General features: G+C 69.5%; 15 protein-coding genes. 8 read left to right on the forward strand and 7 right to left on the reverse strand.

The features are described 5' to 3' along the window. The first annotated feature begins 67 nt into the window (after nucleotides 1-67). From FV233_RS14680 to FV233_RS14695, 4 genes are all read left to right on the forward strand, one after another. A complete protein-coding gene (locus FV233_RS14680; protein ID WP_147854116.1) occupies nucleotides 68-292 on the forward strand; it encodes a hypothetical protein in 225 nt (74 codons plus the stop codon). Nucleotides 293-505: 213 nt separating this feature from the next. Next, nucleotides 506-889, forward strand: a complete 384-nt coding sequence (locus tag FV233_RS14685; RefSeq protein WP_147854115.1) for a hypothetical protein — start codon at nucleotides 506-508, stop codon at nucleotides 887-889. Between the two features lie 38 nt (nucleotides 890-927). After that, nucleotides 928-1,575, forward strand: a complete 648-nt coding sequence (locus tag FV233_RS14690; protein ID WP_147854114.1) for a hypothetical protein — start codon at nucleotides 928-930, stop codon at nucleotides 1,573-1,575. A gap of 498 nt (nucleotides 1,576-2,073) precedes the next feature. Further along, nucleotides 2,074-2,532, forward strand: a complete 459-nt coding sequence (locus FV233_RS14695; RefSeq protein WP_147897885.1) for a MucR family transcriptional regulator — start codon at nucleotides 2,074-2,076, stop codon at nucleotides 2,530-2,532. Nucleotides 2,533-2,573: 41 nt separating this feature from the next. Here FV233_RS14695 and FV233_RS14700 read toward each other — a convergent pair whose 3' ends face one another. Beyond that, nucleotides 2,574-3,071, reverse strand: a complete 498-nt coding sequence (locus FV233_RS14700; protein ID WP_147897886.1) for a hypothetical protein — start codon at nucleotides 3,069-3,071, stop codon at nucleotides 2,574-2,576. A gap of 223 nt (nucleotides 3,072-3,294) precedes the next feature. Between FV233_RS14700 and FV233_RS14705 the strand changes: the two genes are divergently transcribed. Beyond that, a complete protein-coding gene (locus FV233_RS14705; RefSeq protein WP_147854111.1) occupies nucleotides 3,295-3,540 on the forward strand; it encodes a hypothetical protein in 246 nt (81 codons plus the stop codon). A gap of 88 nt (nucleotides 3,541-3,628) precedes the next feature. Further along, entirely contained in the window at nucleotides 3,629-3,907 is a 279-nt protein-coding gene (locus tag FV233_RS14710) for an adenylosuccinate synthase (RefSeq protein ID WP_147854110.1), read from the forward strand. 17 nt (nucleotides 3,908-3,924) lie between these two features. On the opposite strand, the gene FV233_RS31645 is transcribed toward FV233_RS14710, so the two are convergent. Continuing rightward, nucleotides 3,925-4,053, reverse strand: a complete 129-nt coding sequence (locus tag FV233_RS31645) for a hypothetical protein (protein ID WP_281406477.1) — start codon at nucleotides 4,051-4,053, stop codon at nucleotides 3,925-3,927. Nucleotides 4,054-4,301: 248 nt separating this feature from the next. Between FV233_RS31645 and FV233_RS14715 the strand changes: the two genes are divergently transcribed. After that, nucleotides 4,302-4,832 (forward strand): DUF3016 domain-containing protein, encoded by a 531-nt coding sequence (locus tag FV233_RS14715; RefSeq protein WP_147854109.1) that lies wholly within the window; start codon nucleotides 4,302-4,304, stop codon nucleotides 4,830-4,832. A 39-nt stretch (nucleotides 4,833-4,871) separates the two neighbouring features. Here the strand turns inward: FV233_RS14715 and FV233_RS14720 are convergent, their stop codons facing one another. Continuing rightward, complete coding sequence (locus FV233_RS14720; protein WP_147897887.1) at nucleotides 4,872-6,458, reverse strand: PepSY-associated TM helix domain-containing protein; 1,587 nt, start codon at nucleotides 6,456-6,458, stop codon at nucleotides 4,872-4,874. A gap of 10 nt (nucleotides 6,459-6,468) precedes the next feature. Next, entirely contained in the window at nucleotides 6,469-8,817 is a 2,349-nt protein-coding gene (locus FV233_RS14725; RefSeq protein WP_147897888.1) for a TonB-dependent siderophore receptor, read from the reverse strand. Between the two features lie 743 nt (nucleotides 8,818-9,560). Between FV233_RS14725 and FV233_RS14730 the strand changes: the two genes are divergently transcribed. Then, nucleotides 9,561-9,971, forward strand: a complete 411-nt coding sequence (locus tag FV233_RS14730; RefSeq protein ID WP_348642242.1) for a helix-turn-helix transcriptional regulator — start codon at nucleotides 9,561-9,563, stop codon at nucleotides 9,969-9,971. Between the two features lie 42 nt (nucleotides 9,972-10,013). Here the strand turns inward: FV233_RS14730 and FV233_RS14735 are convergent, their stop codons facing one another. The 3 genes from FV233_RS14735 to FV233_RS14745 form a co-directional block, all read right to left on the reverse strand. Then, the gene (locus FV233_RS14735) at nucleotides 10,014-11,402 is read right to left on the reverse strand and encodes an FAD/NAD(P)-binding protein (protein ID WP_147854105.1); all 1,389 of its coding nucleotides are present in this window, start codon (nucleotides 11,400-11,402) and stop codon (nucleotides 10,014-10,016) included. Nucleotides 11,403-11,661: 259 nt separating this feature from the next. Next, the gene (locus tag FV233_RS14740) at nucleotides 11,662-12,009 is read right to left on the reverse strand and encodes a hypothetical protein (RefSeq protein ID WP_147897889.1); all 348 of its coding nucleotides are present in this window, start codon (nucleotides 12,007-12,009) and stop codon (nucleotides 11,662-11,664) included. A 410-nt stretch (nucleotides 12,010-12,419) separates the two neighbouring features. Then, on the reverse strand, nucleotides 12,420-16,355 hold the full coding sequence (locus tag FV233_RS14745) for an autotransporter domain-containing protein (protein ID WP_281407999.1): 3,936 nt from the start codon (nucleotides 16,353-16,355) through the stop codon (nucleotides 12,420-12,422). Nucleotides 16,356-16,366: the final 11 nt, after the last annotated feature.

The following is a 16,366-nucleotide window of genomic DNA, read 5'->3' on the forward strand; positions in this document are numbered from 1 at the left end:
CGCGCGGGTACGGGAACATGCGCCGGCCCTTCGGTCTTGGCCCTTCAGAATCACTCGGGAGGACCGCATGGGACAGGATGTCGAGGCGGCGCGTGAAGCGCTGGGAACGGTACCGCCGGCACGGACGGCGGACACGGGCAAGGCATCCGACCCGGCTGCCGGCGGGAGCGGTCCGCACGCGCCGGGGCATCCCGAGTCATCCGAAGGGGCGGCGCCCGAGAGCGGCGGCTACGACACGCGGCCGCCCGTGCCCCAGCCGGACAACCGCAAGGGCGGCTTCGGCGCCGGTTGATGGAAGTGCCATCCGGTGGCGATCCCGCTGGTCGCCGCCGGGCAGATGTTCCGTAAGCTGTGCTTTTATTTAATGGATATTGAGGGTCGATTTTCGGGAACAAAATGTGCGTAAGGTTTGAAAAGTAAAGCTTGGTCGGTAGATCCTCGAATAATGGAACGCATTGCCTGCCGGGGGGATTGAAGGGGTCCGGAATGATCGACGGAGCCTATCATGCGTACCCCCCTCGCCGCCCTTCTTGTCGCCACGCTGTTCGGATCGAGCGCCCTCGCGCAGACTACCGTGACCGGCACCCCGGCCGCCCCCGATGCGAAGACCAGCCAGCAATCCGGCGGCCAGGAGAGCGTCACCCGGCCCAACACCGACAAGATGACCCCCAATGGCGGGACTGCTGCCGCCCACGGCACCGTCCAGCTCGAGAAGGGCGCCAACAGCTTCACCGAGGGTGAGGCGCGCTCGCGGCTCGAGAAGTCCGGCTTCAAGGACGCCAAGAACCTCATGAAGGACGGCGACGGCATCTGGCGCGGCACCGCCATGCATGACGGCAAGCAGGTCAACGTGGGCCTCGATTTCAAGGGCAACGTGTCGGCGCAGTGATGTCCTGACCCTCGCGACCCTCACGAAGGAGATTTTCCATGGCTCAGCAAACCATTACAGCGCTCTACGATCGCTACGAGGATGCCACCGCGGCAGTCGGCAAGCTTGAGGCCGGCGGCATCCCGCACGGTGACATCAGCATCGTCAGCAACAACGAGGGCGACCGCCATGCCGGCCGCACCGCAACCGACGGGACTCACGTCAGCGCCGACACCAAGGAGAAGGCCAAGGACGGAACCGGAACCGGGGCGACGCTCGGGACCGTGGTCGGCGGCGCAGCCGGCCTCCTGGCAGGCCTCGGTCTGATCGCGATCCCGGGTGTCGGGCCGGTCGTGGCCGCGGGTTGGCTGGTCGCCACCCTGACGGGCGCGGGCGTCGGTGCCGCCGCCGGTGGTCTGGCCGGCGGCCTGACCGGTGCGGGCGTCAGCGAGTCGGATGCCCACGCTTACGGCGAGGGCGTGCGCCGGGGCGGGACGCTCGTCACCGTTCGCGTCGACGAAGCCCGCTCCACGATGGTGCCGATGGTGATGGACGTCCTGGAGCAGCACGGCTCGGTTGATCTCGACCAGAAGGCCAGCGCCTGGCGTGCCGACGGCTGGGAAGCGCCCGCCGCAGGGACTGCCGCCACGGGCGTGACCGACGGTCGGAACCGGGTCCGGTCCTACCCGGGCACGACGAGCCTCTGAGCGGTCGGCAAGCCCGACCCTTAGATCGATGATGCATGGAGGCGGCTGGGACTCACGTCCCGGCCGCTTTTCGTTCGGACCAAGACGGCCGGGCGGTGTCGCCGATTGTCTCGACGCGCACAGCTCCTTGCAAACGGGCGCTCCCACCGGGTCCATGACGGGACACAGGTTGCCTCAAGGATCGGCTCGCACCCTGGAACGCCGGGATGGGACCGTATGAGGCCCTTGCGACACTCGAGCCCTCGCGGGGTGGAGGAAGGCGCGCCATGTCTGGCTATGACATCCGGGTACGCCGACGCTGAATCCAGGCCTGGTCGGGGCCTCGGCCGCCTCGCCTGAGGGCCGCTGCAACGCCTGTCATTGCCTAAATATCCCAGGCCGGGGTGACCGATAAGCGGGCGGTGCCAGCAGAATAGCGTTGAAAGCCGGATTTCCTGTGTTGAATCCCAAGACGGCCCGAAACAACAAGGTGGTGACGCAGGTTCAGAGGGGCTGAATATGAACGAGACATCCTATGGGAAATCGTCCAACTTCACCGAGTTGGCCGTTGGTCTTGTCGCGGCCTATGTCGCGAACAACCCCGTCCCGGCCAGCGAGGTGCCGGCCTTGATCGCCCGGGTGTATGGCGCGATCGCCGCCCTGGCCTCCGGCGCCGTGCCGACCGAGGGCAGCACCGCTGCGCCGGCCGCCGTCGACAAGCCGAGCGCGGCCCAGATCCGCAAGTCGGTCCAGCATGACGGGATCGTCAGCTTCATCGACGGCAAGACCTACAAGACGCTGAAGCGCCACCTGTCCGCCAACGGCCTGAGCCCGCAGAGCTACCGCGAGCGCTATGGCCTGCCCACCGACTACCCGATGGTCGCCCCGAGCTACGCCGAGCAGCGCTCCGCCCTCGCCAAGGCGATCGGTCTGGGCCAGCCCGGCTCGATGGCCAAGCGCAACGGCAAGGCCGCCTGATCGCGACCGGGTGTGTCCTCGGGCGGCGCGCGTCCCGGCGGTCAGGACGCCCGTTTGCGCGTGAAGATCAGGACGTTCAGGCATTCCGGCGGGTCGGCGGCGATGCCGAAGGTCAGTTCCCCGCCCCCGGAATCGATCGACAGGGAGGTTCGCTCGCCGTACGAGCCGCGCGGCGTGGCGGTGATCCGGGCGTCCGGGAAAGACGCCCGGATCGCGTCGAGGGTGAGGCAGGCGGCGGGTTCGAGGTCGAGGGCCAGGAGTGGGCCGGCCGCCGGGTCCGCCTCGGCCGTCGGCTCCCGGTAATCGACGTCGCGAACCGGGATCCCATCGAGCCGGAAGCCCGGTCCCGACCAGAACCGGAAGGCTCCCTCGCTCTCGAGCTTGAGCGTGATGCCGAGCGCGGCCTCGACGGCCGCGCGATGACCGATGGATTGCACGGTCAGGCGCGCCGCGACCGTGCGGATCGCCGTCAGGTATCCCGCCTCGGCGTCTCGCAGGGGCGCGCCCCCGGCCACCAGGGATGCCGCCAGCGCCCCCACGATACAGCGCCATCGCCTCGGTCTGATGGTTCGCGTCCGGTCGCCCATCATCGTCCGGCCGAGACGAATGCCCACAGGCAATTCGCACGTCCGCGGGTGCATCACGACCCCAATGCAACTAGAACATATAGCGAACATTGGGCGATCGCGTGGACGTTCGGCTGCGCCGGTGCCGCGGCTTCGAACTCTTCAGGAGGACTGTCTATTGATCGAGGACAGGCCGATGCCGACGCGGCTGTATCGTTTCCACTGTACGGACGGGCATGAGCTGGTGATCGACCTGAAGGGCCGGCGCCTGCCGACGGCGGCTCAGATGCGCGTCCATGCCGAGCGGGTCGCGCTCGGGCTGATGGAGCGGATCGAGCGGTTCGACTGGTCGGCCTGGCAGGTCGAGGTCTACGACGCCAAAGGGCGGCGCGTCTGGATCCGGGCGTTCGTGGACGTGAACGTGGACGTGCAGGCCGCGTGAGGCGCGGCGGCTTAGCGCATCGGCTTATCCGGAAAGCCGGCGGCTACCGGTCGGGACGATGCGCGTACGAAAACAGGGAGACGGTCATATGGCGTTCAAGCCGAAATCTGCCGCGGAGACCAAGGCGAAGGATCTAGCCCTCGCGCTCGCGCGGATTGCCGAGGGCGACGGCACGCCGGCGCATATCGGGGTCGATCAGCTGCGCCGGGCGAGCCCGCGCCTGACCCCGTTGGCGATCGGCCAGATGGTCCGCAAGGAACGCGCGATCGTCGAGGCGACGCTCGCCGAGCGCGGCCTGGCCCTGGTCGACTATGCCGATCAGGGGCCAGGTCGCGGGATGGAATTCGTCATCGACGCGGCGGGATGATCCGGTCGGGCAGCCGATCAGGCGACCGCCGGACGACCCCGCAGCAGACGACCGGCCAGGCGGAACGGCAGGAGCGGCAGCTTGAACAGCGCCGTGACTGCCAGGACCGCGACAACGGTGAGGATCGCCAGGAAAGAATTGAGCAAGCGGTGCGCGCTCCCATGAAGGGCTGCCCTCGCGGGCTGATGACGACAGGTGGCGCCCGGAACGCGGCGAGACTATGGACGCCCCATCACGCGATCGCTGAATACATATCCGGCTCATCATTGCCCGGAGCGCGGAAACAGGAGCCCGCGCAGGGGGTTTCCCCTCAGTCGGACAGAGAGTGCGCCCGGTCCCGGCGACACACGGCCGCAACCGCGGATCACGAAACAGCGAGACGGTGAGCGTCGCGATGAGCAAGCACGGTGCAGGCAAGGCCGGCCTCGTCCTGGCCGGGATGCTCTCGACGGCCGGATCGGCTCTGCTGGCGGCCGGCCCGGCCGCCGCCGAGGTTCAGGTCCGCTACGCCGCGCCGGAACGCTTCACCGACGCCGAGAATCGCTTCGCGTCCGGGCAGCCGCTCCGGGTCACCCTCGCCGAGCTGACGCGGATCCTGGTGGATCTCGGCAACACCCGGCTCCGGCCGGACGAGCGCCTCGACATCACCGTCCTCGACGTCGACCTGGCCGGGTTCGACCGGCCCGGCTTCGCCACGCCGAGCGGCGTGCGTGTCGTGACCGATGCCACGCCGCCGCGCATCCGCCTCGCCTACGCGCTGCGCCGCGGCGGTCGCATCGTTGCGCAGGGGGAGGATACGGTCACGGACATCAACTTCCTGCTGACGTCCAACCCGCGCTTCTCCACCGGCGGCCTGTATTATGAGCGCCAGCTCCTGCGGAACTGGTTCGCGCGTCGCTTCCCCACGGGGCCCGAGCGCGGTTGATGTGCGGGCCCCAGCGGTCGCCGAACCCATCCCGGCCGCCTATTCGGCGGCGGTGCCGCTGAAGGCCTGCCGGTTCGCATCGCGCGTGCGCGCGGGCCGGGTCCCGTCGTAGCGGGCGGCCTTACCGGCTGCGAAGAGTAGCAGCGCCGCGAGACTGAGCAGGACGAGGTCGACTCCGACGAACAGCGGATCGACCGGATCGCCCACGCCGTAGGCCCGCTGCATCCGCCAGCCATCGGCCACGGCGGCCGCTGCGTACAGGGCGGCGGCCGCGCTCAGCACCTCGGGCCAGGCCCGGCGCTGGGGCCGCACCACTCCGACCAGCCCGATCAGCACCCAGACGCCGAAGAATCCGCGGATCTCCCAGAGCGCCCGGTCTGCCAGATCCACCGGCAGGATCCGGTTGGCGAGGAAATAGGCCGCGATCGCGGCCGGCAGCCCGGCGATCGTCGCGACGTTGAGGCCCTGGACGAGGCGCAGGCCCGGATGCAGGGCGGTCCCAGCCTCGGTCCCGGCCTTTTTGGGCAGGCGCGCCACCGACCACAGCATCAGCCCCGTGGCCACCATGGCGCTGCCGGCGAGCCCGCACAGGAAGAACAGGATGCGGAGGCCCGGGCCGGCGAAATGCGCCTCGTGCAGGCCGACCATGGTGGTGAAGGTCTTGGCCGCCGGCTTCAACCCGCCCGCCCGGACCTCCAGGACGGCGCCTGTGGTGCCGTCGAAGGCGACCTGCGGATGCTCGTGCGAGAGTCCGTGCGGCTCCTCGAACACGACCACCACCGTGGCGTTCGCGTCCTTCGGGTTGACGACCGAGATCCGCTCCAGGGGTTCGTGGATCGTGTCCAGCGCGCGCGCCACCATCGGCCCGACGGGGGCGAGTGTACCGGGCCGGCCCGCGGCCGAGCGCGGCGCGGTGATCTGGCCGGCCTCGGCGAAGAAGCGCTGCGTGTCGCCGTGATAGACCGCGTTCATGCCCCACGGCATGTACATGAACGACAGGGTGACGAGCCCCGTATAGGTGATCATCAGGTGGAACGGCAGGGCGAGCACGCCCGTGACGTTGTGGGCGTCGAGCCAGCCGCGCTGGGCGGACTTGTCCCGCCGGAAGGTGAAGAAGTCGGCGAAGATCCGCCGATGGGTGACGATGCCCGAGATCAGCGCCATCAGCATGATCATCGCGCAGATGCCGACGACCCAGCGGCCCCAGAGGGGCGCCATGTTCAGCTCGAAATGGAACCGGTAGAGGAAATCCCCGCCGCGGGTGTCGCGCAGGGCCGCCGGCGCCCCGGTTTCCGGATCGAGGAACACCCGCTTCGGCGGCTGGCCCGGTGCAGTCCGCCAGAACACTTCGAGCAGGGGCAGGTCCGGGCGCGGCGGCGTGATGAACCACGCCCGCGCGCCGCCCGCCTCCGCCTGCAGGTAGGCGACGCCGCGCTCCACTGCGGCGGCCGTCGCGTCCGCGCCGATCACGGCATCGGCGCGGAGTTCGGGCCGCATCCAGCGCGAGATCTCGGGCCGGTAATAGCTCGCGGTCCCGGTGACGAAGACCGCGAACAGGACCCAGCCGACGATCAGGCCGGACCAAGCGTGCAGCCACGCCATCGACTGCCGGAAGCTGTTGCGCATCGGTCGGTTCTCACCAGCGGTAACGCAGGGTTCCATAGACCGTGCGCGGCAGACCGTAGAAGCAGGCCGAGTAGGACAGGCAACTCGAGACGAAGCGCTCGTCCAGCAGGTTGTTGACGTTCAGCTCCGCCGTGAGGCCCGCCAGGCTCGGAGCGATGTGGCGCATGTCGTAGGACGCGAGGGCGTCGACGACCACGCTCTCCGGCACCTGGAAGGTGTTGGCCGGATCGCCCCAGGACGGGCCGAGGTAGCGCACGCCGCCGCCGAGCGCGAGGCCGAGCAGGGGGCCGTCGGTAAAGCGATAGTTCGCCAGCAGCGAGATCGTCGTGTCCGGCACCTGCACCGGGCGCCGGCCCTGGAGCGGCACCGACAGCCGGGTGAGGTCGTTCGCCGTGCTGCCGGAATCCCGCACGTTGCGGATGTCGAGGAGCGAGACGCCGCCGATCAGCGTCAGGCCCTCGGTCAGGTTGGCCCGCGCCTCGAACTCGAAGCCCTGGGCGCCGACTTCCCCGGTCTGGACCACGAAGCCCTGGCGCAGGGGATCCGCGGAGGTCCGGTTCGACTGACGGATGTCGAAGAATGCGGCGGTGAGCAGGATGTCGGTGCCCGGCGGCTGGTACTTGATGCCGGCCTCGTACTGGTCGCTGCGGATCGGGTCTGGCACGCGGCCCACCGACCCGAAGGCGCTGTCGAACACGCGCCCGCTCACGATCGGCTCGAAGGCCTGGCTGTAGGACACGTACGGCGCCACGCCGGCGTCGAACTGGTACAGCAGGCTCGCACGATAGGTCAGGGCGTCGGAGGGCGCGTCCTGGAGCGTCAGGGTGCTGGTGTTTCCGGAGAAGCTGCGGGTCGGGCCGGTCTGGCGGGCGACGTCGTAGCGGCCGCCGAGGGTCAGCACGAGACGATCGAACTTCGCCTGGTCCTGGAAGTACACGCCGGTCTGCTGCGCATCGACCCGCGAGGTGGTGTTGAAGGCCGGGAAGGCGATGTTCATGGCATAGTTCGGCGCCAGGATGTTGAGGTCCGGGGCGCTCGGGAACGGGGTGCCGCTGGTGCGGGTGCTGAAGGTCCGGTGATCGACGCCCAGCAGGGCCGTGTGCGCGATGAAGCCGGTGTCGAACTCGGCGATGAAGTTGTTGTCCATCGTGTAGGCTTCGGCCGCCACGTTGGTGCCGATGATCGACCGCGCCAGGAGCGGCCCCGTCGCGGTCGGGCCGTTCCGGTCGTTGAAGGCGCCGTAGACGCTGCGGTAGTCGCCCTGGGTGCGCAGGTAGCGCCCGGCCGAGTGGAACCGCAGGTTCTCGCCGATACGCTGGTCGAACAGGTACTCGATCGAGGCCTGGGTCCGGTCGGAGCGCTCGATGTTGCGATCGCCGTCGTAGAAGTTCACCGGCAGCCGTCCGAACAGGCCGCTGCCGAAATTGCGCGGGAACACGGTGCCCACCGCCGGGAAGCCGCCGTAGAACCCCGAGAACGGATCGCGCTGGTAATTGCCGATCAGGGTGAGCGACGTGTCGGTGGACGGGCGCCAGGTGATGCTCGGGGTGATGAAGGCCCGCTCGACCTTGGTGGTCACGGCCGGCCCGTCGCCGTTCCAGCCGAGCCCGACCACCCGGTAGGCGAACTGGTCGGCCAGGCCCGGGATGTCGGACGCGATCGGGCCGCCGACGTCGAAGCCGCTCCGGACCTCGTTGAACCCGCCGCCCTGGATGAAGACCTCGCCGTGGCGGACGAACTGCGGCACCTTCGAGACGAGGTTTACGATGCCGCCCGGGCCGGACTGCCCGTACAGCACCGAGGCCGGCCCCTTGATGATGTCGATCCGCTCCAGGCGGTAGACGTCGATCGACGTGTTGGCGTCGCGCCCGCCGATGATCGCCATCTGATCGAGGAAGACCGGGGCGGCGAAGCCGCGGATGTTGAACAGCTCCAGGCGGGTCGAGCCGGCACCCCCGCGCGATTCGGCGAAGACGCCCGGGGTGTAGCGCAGCGCCTGGGTGACGGTCAGCGCGTTCTGGTCCTGGATCTGCTGGCGGCTGACGACCGAAACGGATTGCGCCGTCTCCAGGATCGGCGTGTCGGTCTTCGTGCCGACCGTGCTCCGGCTGGCGACGTAGCCCGGAACCGGGCCGGTCGCGCCGCCGGCGCCGTACAGGTCACCGTTGAGGGGCCGGCCGGGGGCCACGCCGGTCACGCTCAGTTCGGACAGCTCGATATCGGTGGTCGGCGCGGTCTGCGCCCCGGCGGCACCCGGCGCGACCACGGCGCAAGTCGTTGAGAGCAACGCGAGATACAGGGATCCGGCCACGGACCGTTCAAGGACGTTCCAGGTCGATGCAGCCCGGGACCGGTTCATCTTGATGCCTCTAATAGAAGCACGGACCCGCCCGTACTCTCTCGAAAACCGCGACCTCACGCCGCCGTGATCGTGTTGGCATCACCTTACTGCTCAAGGCAACTGGAATATTATGGAAATGTTCTAAGATAACTTGGACTCATTCCAGGTTGAGTGGCTTACCAACAGCCTCTCCCCTGGGTAGTCAGGCTCTCGAGAGCGGCAATGCGCCCCCCCGGTGAGCTGTGGGTATTCGGGCGCATCGAAACGCGGTGGCCGCGTGGGATGGGGCGCAGCGTGGATACCGATGCCTTGGCGGTGTCGCGACGTAGGGAGGCGCGGCGTACGCGAACGGACGGCAGCAATCCGGAAACGTAATCCGGCTAAGAGCCTGTTCTCGGGTGTTTCTGTTCCGCGTCGGGGCGTCGCTGCGGTTCCGGATAGCCGGGGATCGCGGACGGCAACCCGGACGCTGCCGCGGAACGACGTGCCGGAGGGAAGAGCGTGGAGTTCCGCTGAATACGCCTCGACCGTGTTCGATCGCATGCCGACGTGGCAAAGTACGCATCGGATCGCGACTGCGCAGGCACCGGAGCCCGACGACGCGATGACACGGTGACACAGGGCATCGGATACAGCCAAGATATGCACCTCGCACAAGCGAGGGTTGCATGGTGATGCGAAACTCAATCGTGCGCTATTCAGTTAGGCAGCCTGTGGAACGTGGCCGACCTCGGCTGCACGCCTTGAGAGACCGTGAGACCATGATGAGCGCCGTGACCAAGCCGAAGCTGGCGACCGAAGCCGACCGCGCGATTGGTAGCCGCATCGCGGCGCTCCGAGCCGCTCAGGGCCTCAGCCAGACGACTCTCGGTCATGCCATCGGGGTCAGCTTCCAGCAGGTCCAGAAGTACGAGAAGGGCCGCAATCGCGTGGGTGCGAGCCGCCTGCAGATGATCGCCGACCTGCTCAAGGTCCCGGTCGAGACCTTCTTCGCCGACAAGGTGCCCGCAGAGGCCGGCACCGAATCCATCCAGGCCCTGTTCGACGACCCCGAGATCATGGATCTCGTGGCGGCATTCCGATCGATCCCGGACCAGACCACCCGCAGCGGCGTCCTGTCGATCGTGAAAGCCGCCGCCGCCCTCCGGCAGGCCGGCGGCACCGGGAACTGATCCCACACCACCCCGGCCATCGATGGCGGGCCGTCACGCTCGTCACCCGAGCAAGCCGGCCACCTCGCGCTCGATGTGCTGAGCAATGTCGGGTGCGCCCGTCATCTCGCCGAAGCTGCCGCGGGTCATCGGTCCGAACGCGTAAAGGCCCGGCTGCGGGCGGCCCTCCGGGCCGAGCACGCGGCTGCGGCGGTCGACCGACAAGCCGAGACCGACTGCATCGAGGCAAGCCGTCCCGTCGGCCAGCAACGCGGCGACCAGCGGATTGCGCGCGACCTCACGTTCCGGGCCGGTGCACAGCACCACCGCGTCGAACCGCCGTCGCGTGATCCTGTCGTGTCGCGGTCGCAGCGTGGCTTCCAGACGTCCGTCCTCAATGCGATCGAGGCCGGCGAGGCCGGCTTGCTCTACGACGAGGCGCCCGTCTGCCCGCGCCCGCTCCAGGCCCGCTGCGATCTGCGGGGCGATGCGGAACCGGTGGACCTCCCAGAACGGCAGCAGGCGGCGGACGACACGCCGCTTCTCGGCCGCCGGCAGATCGCCCCAGAGATCGGGAAGCGCGGCGCGCAGGGAATCGACCACCGGGTGCCAGCCCAGGGCTGGATCGGCCTCCGCGATCTGACGGCGGACCAGCCGCAGCAGGCTTAAGGCGGTCGTCGGCGGTGATGCGCCGACCACGTCGAGATCCATCCGGAACAACCCGTGGGCCATCGGCAGGAGGCCCCGGCGGGAGACCGCGGTGATCGGCCCGCGATGACCCGCAGCGCCGAGGCTCGTCACCACGTCGGCCATGGTCAATCCGGTGCCGACAACCAGCACGGACGCGTCCGGTGCGATCCCCGCGAGTGCGTCGGCCGCCCAGGGATCGGCCACGAACCCCGCGGATTCCGCTACGCCCGGCCCAAGCCGGCAGGGCAGGGCGGGTACTGCGTGGCCGAAGCACAGCGCGACCCGGTCGGCCATGATCGTCTCGCCGGATTCCGTGACGATCCGCCAAGCCCCGTCCGCCGCCGTCACCGAGGCGGCCTTGGTGCGCAGGTGGCGCAGGCGCACGCGGTCGGCGGCTGCCTTCAGCGTCTCGGCCAGGACGTCCCCGATGTAGGCACCGTACGCGGCTCGCGGCACGTAGGCACCGCCAGCCTCATCCTGACTCGCGGGGTCGGGCAGGATCTCGTGGGCGTGCAGCCACGCGGTGACGGCACCAGGCATATCGGCTGCGATGTCGAGCCGATCGCTCGGCACGTTGATGCGGTGGCTGCGGTCACGGGTGCTGTAGGCGACTCCACGGCCAAGCTCGGCCCGGGGCTCGAGCACGACGAGGTCGAGCTGGCCCGACGAGGCTCGCATCGCATGGATCGCGAGCACCGCACCGGTGAAACCGCCGCCGACGATCGCGATGCGGAGCGGGCTTGAGGTCTGTCGCGTCGTCACGGCATGTCCCGGAGAAGTTCCGGGCACCTTCGATCAGGGAGGCGCCGTGTGTGCAACCCCGGCTTGATCGCTTACGACGCGGGCTCGCAACGAGGATGCTCGCGGCGACTCCGTCCGACCTCGCAGCAGATGTGCCGCACTGCTGCGCTGACCGGGACTGCCGTCCTGTTCACCGGGTGAGGGTTCTTGCAGCGGTTCGGCGCGCTCGGTTCGATGTTTCCCGTGAAACATCGGCAAGCCATTCATTGTCACCGATCGCTCATGCGCCCGCGGGGGCGAACTGGACGAACGCCCCCGTGAAGGCTGCAACGCCCGACAATGCTCCTGCCACCTGATAGGCGACAGCAGGTAATCGACGTTGCGTGAGGACCGTGCCCAGGACGGGAAGGGCGATCAGGTTCATCGCCACACCCGCCAGTACCGCGGCGGCAATGGCCCCGAGGGGAAGGTAGAGTGCAGCCGTCAGCAGGCTCGGAAGGTCACCGACATTGGCGATCACCCGGGTTCCGCCGCCAGCCAGGAAGCCGATGGCGGCGGCTGCGGTGATCGCCTCCCTGAGCGTCTCTGTGCCCCGGCAGGCCAGGCCCTCGTTGGCGGTCGTCGCCATGACGGTTCTCTCCCGAACGTTCGGCAGGGACAGTCGCCGATAGGCGTATCATTTACAATCAGGAGTTGTACTTACAACTGGGATGCACGCTGGAAGACGGAACGGGGTTAATTCCCCCGGCCGCCCGACCAGGACCGTCAGAAGCGAAGAGGCATCAGTCAGTGGCTGCTCACATCGCCCGACACAGGCCTCGGATGACCGGTTCGCCCCATCCGCCGCGCCGGCCACCTGCGCCAGCGCGCGCCGGCGCATGATCGCGTAATACTTCCAGTGGTTCGACATCATCCCCCCTTGAAGCGCGAGCACCGGGGGGTACCGTGCGGCTCTCCGCATCGTGTCGCCTGATCCCGTCGATCAGGCGGCAGATCGCGACCGCGGCTACCGGGCAGTAGCCGCGGCCAGCGCTTGCCCTACCAGGCCGCCTGCAACCCAGCGGAGAAGACCTGGGCGGTGGCGTTGGGGCGGACCTCGCCGGTGTAGCTCGCCGAGAGGGAGACGCCCTGCGCCACCGGGCCGGACAGGCTCACGCCGAGCACGGCCCCATCCCGGGACAGCGCAGAGGTGCGGGTCGAGAACGGCACCCCGAACAGGCTCGAGCGCACCACGGCGGCGGTGTCGGCCAGCTCGTGCGCCCAATACGCCCGGGCATCCAGGCGCAGCCCAGCGCCCGCATCCACCGCCACACTGGCGATCCGGCCGCCGGCCAGAATCCGGGCCCCCTCCAACGTCGCCGTGGTGAAGGCCTGCTCGGCCAGACCGCCGCGCTCGACGACCCGGCCGCGGCTCAGCCGGTCGTAGCTGAAGCCCAGCTCCGGCACGACCTCGACCGGCAGGCCGGTGCCGATCGCGTAGCCGGCGAACCCGGACAGGCTCAGGTCGCCGCCCGCGGGGGCGCCGCGCGCCCGGGTCAGGTTCGAGCCCAGCGTCACCGTCCGGTCGACCCGGCCGTCGGCATAGGCGCCCCCGGCCGTGCCGCGCAGGACGACGGCACCGAGCCGGGTTGTGCCGTACACCGTGCCGCCGTAGCTGTCGGCGCTGAACGAGCCGGGCGCGAAGCCGGCCCCGCCGCTCCGGGACGCCCCGGTCTCGCGCAGGTAGCTGAACGCGCCGCCCACCAGGGTGTCGCGCCCGATTTGGCGATCGACGCCCAGCAGCAGGCCGCCGGCATCGAGGGTGGCCCCGCCGGCGGCGCGGTCGCCGCCGCGGCTGCCGAAGCCGTAGAGCGCGTCCGCCCAGATCCGGCCCTCGCCGGAGGCCAACGGCTGGTCGGGGGCGCCCGCCCCGCCGCGCAGGTCGATCGCGGTGCGGTTGGGCCCGAGCCCGGCGCCGCCGGCGCTGAAGCTGGCGCTGCCGCCGCCGAAGCTCATGTGCCGGTCGATCGTGGCGGTGACCAGCCGGCGCGCCGTGAGGTCGGCCATCACGGCGTCGCCGTAGCTCTGACCCGACAGGCTGGCGAGCCCGCCCGCCAGGGAACCCGGCGCCGTCGCGTAGAGCGGATCGAAGAACCGCGCGCGCGCCGCGTCGGGCCGGGTGCCGGCGTCCGGCCGGGCCAGGTCGAGGGCCGCGCCGACCGCCCGGGCATTGTCGGTCTGGGCCAGGCCCAGGGGCGCGAGGTTGCCGTAGGCGGCGGGCGTGACCACCAGGTCGAGGCCGGTGGCGCCGTAGAGCGCGTCGAAGCGCGTGGCCGCGGGCAAGCCGGCCGCCGGCTGGGCGAGCCCGCTGAACGACCCGCCGAGGCCCGCCTGCGCCCCCAGCACCGAGAAGCGCTGGCCCAGCGCCGGCGTGAAGGTGTTGCCGGCATTGCCAGTAATCCCACGCAGCACCGGCACGAGGGTTCCGTTGGCCGCGACCGCCCCGCTCGGGCCGACCGCCAGCAGGCGCGAGTAGTTGCCTGCCCCGGCGCCGGTGCCGAGGCCGTCGATGTCGATCCCGAGCACGCTGCCGGGGGCGAAGCTCACCGGGCCGGCCACCGTCAGGGTCCCGGGCGAGTTACCCGGCCGCAGGGCGCCGGCCACGACGATCGGGGCGGCGACCGTGCCGGTGCCGCGCAGGGTCCCGGCCGCCGCCACCGTGATCGGCGAGGTCCAGAACCCGTTGAGCGACAGCGTGCCCGCCTGCACCGTGGTCGGTCCGGAGAAGCGGCCGGTGCCGGTGAGGTTGAGCGTGCCGGTGCCGACCTTGGTCAGGCTGGTCGGGCTGGTGCCATCCAGGATGGTGCCGGCATACGTGGACGAGGCGGGGCTGCCGACCGTGAGCCGGCCGTTGCCTAGGACGGCCGTTGCCGATCCGGACAGGGCGGACACGGTGTAGGCGCCGCCGCCGAGGTCGAGCGGTCCGGTGGTGGCGAGCGCGGTGATCCCGGTGATCGGGCCGGTGAACACCAGGCTGCCGGTGTTGGTCAGGGCGCCGTTGATCTGTCCGGACAGGCGGGCGGTGCCGGTGTTCGACACGGGGCCGCTGAGGGCGCCGTCGCTGACGAGCAGGCCGTCATTGCCGATCTCGGCGGCCGAGAGGCTCGCCCCGGAGGCGACCGCGACCGTGCCGGCATTGCCGAGCGCACCGGCCAGCCCGTAGGCGCCGCCACCCGCCACCGACAGGGTGGCGCCCGCGACGTTGGTGAAGGTGCCGTCGCTGGCGACCGTACCGGTGACCGCGAAGGTGCCGGCGGCGTTCCGGATCGCGCCGTCGACCCGCCCGGCGCTGGCGACCAGCGTGCCGGTGTTGGTCACGCCGCCTGAGACGGTGCCGCTGGTCGTGAGAATCCCTGCATTGGCGACGCCGCCGCCGATCGTGCCGGTGTTGGCCGTGTATCCGGCATTCGCCAGGCCGCCCGAGAGACTGCCGCTGGTGATGAGGGTTCCCGCATTGGTCGCGCCGCCGGCGATGGTGCCGCTGTTGGCGGTGTAGCCGGTATTGGACAGTCCGCCGGAGAGGATGCCGCTGGAGGCCAGCGTCCCGGCGTTGCTCACACCGCCCGCGATGGTGCCGCTGTTGAGGGCGTACCCGGCATTGGCCAGGCCGCCGGAGATCGCTCCGCTGCTGGCGAAGAGGCCGGCATTGATCACGCCGCCCCAGATGGTGCCGCTGTTTGACGTGTATCCGGCATTGGCGAGGCCCCCCGAAAGCGTGCCGCTGGTGGCCAGGATACCCGCATTGATCACGCCGCCCGTGAGGGTGCCGGTGTTGGCGGTGTAGCCGGCGTTGGCCAGGCCGCCCGAGGCGGTGCCGGCGTTCAGGAAGCTGCCGGCCGTGCCGACGGTGATCGGCGCGACGAGGCGGCCGGTCGCCGTCAGCGCCAGGGTGCCCGCAGCCACGAGGGTGCTGCCGGTATAGGTGTTGGCCGCCGACAGGCTGGCCGTGCCGGGGCCGGTCTTGACCAGGGAGCCCGGTCCCGTCCCGTCGATCATCACCCCCGCGAAGCTCGAGGTCCCGGTATCGATCTGCAGCGTGCCGGTGCCATTGAGGGTCACCGGCCGGGCGGTGGCGAAGCCGTCGGCCAGGACTTCGAGCGTGCCGCCGCCGAACGCGAGCCCGCCTGTCGCCGCACCGAGGTTGCGGTCGGCCAGGACGCCGAGCACACCGCCGTTGATCGCAGTGCCGCCGGCGTAGCTGTTGGTGCCGGTGAGATCGAGGATGCCGGCCCCGGTCTTGATCAGGCCGCCGGGCCCGGAGATGTCGTTGGCGAACAATCCGTAATAGGCTTGGCCCTTGTAGGTGGTGTTCACCGTCCAGGTCGAGGTGAACTGGCCGGGACCGTCGATCGCCTTGCCGAGGTTGAGCAGGCCCCAGCCGAACACGGCGTTCGGGATGTTGCTCGGACCGTCACCGAGATGGGTGGCGGTGGTGAACATCGTCTGGGCGATCTGCGGCGCCGTCAGGAACGGGAAGGCCTGCATCAGCACCGCGGCGGCGCCCGCCACGTGTGGCGCCGCCATCGAGGTTCCGCTGATCGTATAATAGCCGTTCGTATGTTGATCGACCGGATGGTCGTTGCGCGGCCAAGTCGAGTAGATCTCCGTCCCCGGTGCAGATATGCACCAAGCAGCTGCGGCGCCGCAAAGATTGCTCGACCAATTCGGCGCGTTGTTCTCATCGACGTTCACGACGGCGACAATATAGCCAGAAATATCCGAGAAGTCCGCCTGTTTCTGCTCGATTCCGTTTACGTCGAAGAGACGATAAACACCGCTATCAGCGTGTTTAGGTGTGATGTACGGAATCAACGATGAGCTGGACGCATTATTCCAATTATAAATATTTCCGTTGATATGATTGTTACCGGCCGCAAAAACCAAGAGCATGTCCTTTTGGGCGGCTTGCTTGATCGCGTCGTATTCAGATTTCATTGCTTCGTAAG

The organism is Methylobacterium sp. WL7 (genome assembly GCF_008040085.1).
Lineage (GTDB): Bacteria > Pseudomonadota > Alphaproteobacteria > Rhizobiales > Beijerinckiaceae > Methylobacterium > Methylobacterium mesophilicum.

Excerpts from the sequence above, each read along its gene's own strand:
- FV233_RS14680 (WP_147854116.1), top strand. The coding sequence starts at position 68 with ATGGGACAGGATGTCGAGGCGGCGCGTGAAGCGCTGGGAACGGTACCG.
- FV233_RS14685 (WP_147854115.1), top strand. The coding sequence starts at position 506 with ATGCGTACCCCCCTCGCCGCCCTTCTTGTCGCCACGCTGTTCGGATCG.
- FV233_RS14690 (WP_147854114.1), top strand. The coding sequence starts at position 928 with ATGGCTCAGCAAACCATTACAGCGCTCTACGATCGCTACGAGGATGCC.
- FV233_RS14695 (WP_147897885.1), top strand. The coding sequence starts at position 2,074 with ATGAACGAGACATCCTATGGGAAATCGTCCAACTTCACCGAGTTGGCC.
- FV233_RS14705 (WP_147854111.1), top strand. The coding sequence starts at position 3,295 with ATGCCGACGCGGCTGTATCGTTTCCACTGTACGGACGGGCATGAGCTG.
- FV233_RS14710 (WP_147854110.1), top strand. The coding sequence starts at position 3,629 with ATGGCGTTCAAGCCGAAATCTGCCGCGGAGACCAAGGCGAAGGATCTA.
- FV233_RS14715 (WP_147854109.1), top strand. The coding sequence starts at position 4,302 with ATGAGCAAGCACGGTGCAGGCAAGGCCGGCCTCGTCCTGGCCGGGATG.
- FV233_RS14720 (WP_147897887.1), bottom strand. The coding sequence starts at position 6,458 with ATGCGCAACAGCTTCCGGCAGTCGATGGCGTGGCTGCACGCTTGGTCC.
- FV233_RS14725 (WP_147897888.1), bottom strand. The coding sequence starts at position 8,817 with ATGAACCGGTCCCGGGCTGCATCGACCTGGAACGTCCTTGAACGGTCC.
- FV233_RS14730 (WP_348642242.1), top strand. The coding sequence starts at position 9,561 with ATGATGAGCGCCGTGACCAAGCCGAAGCTGGCGACCGAAGCCGACCGC.
- FV233_RS14740 (WP_147897889.1), bottom strand. The coding sequence starts at position 12,009 with ATGGCGACGACCGCCAACGAGGGCCTGGCCTGCCGGGGCACAGAGACG.
- FV233_RS14745 (WP_281407999.1), bottom strand. The coding sequence starts at position 16,355 with ATGAAATCTGAATACGACGCGATCAAGCAAGCCGCCCAAAAGGACATG.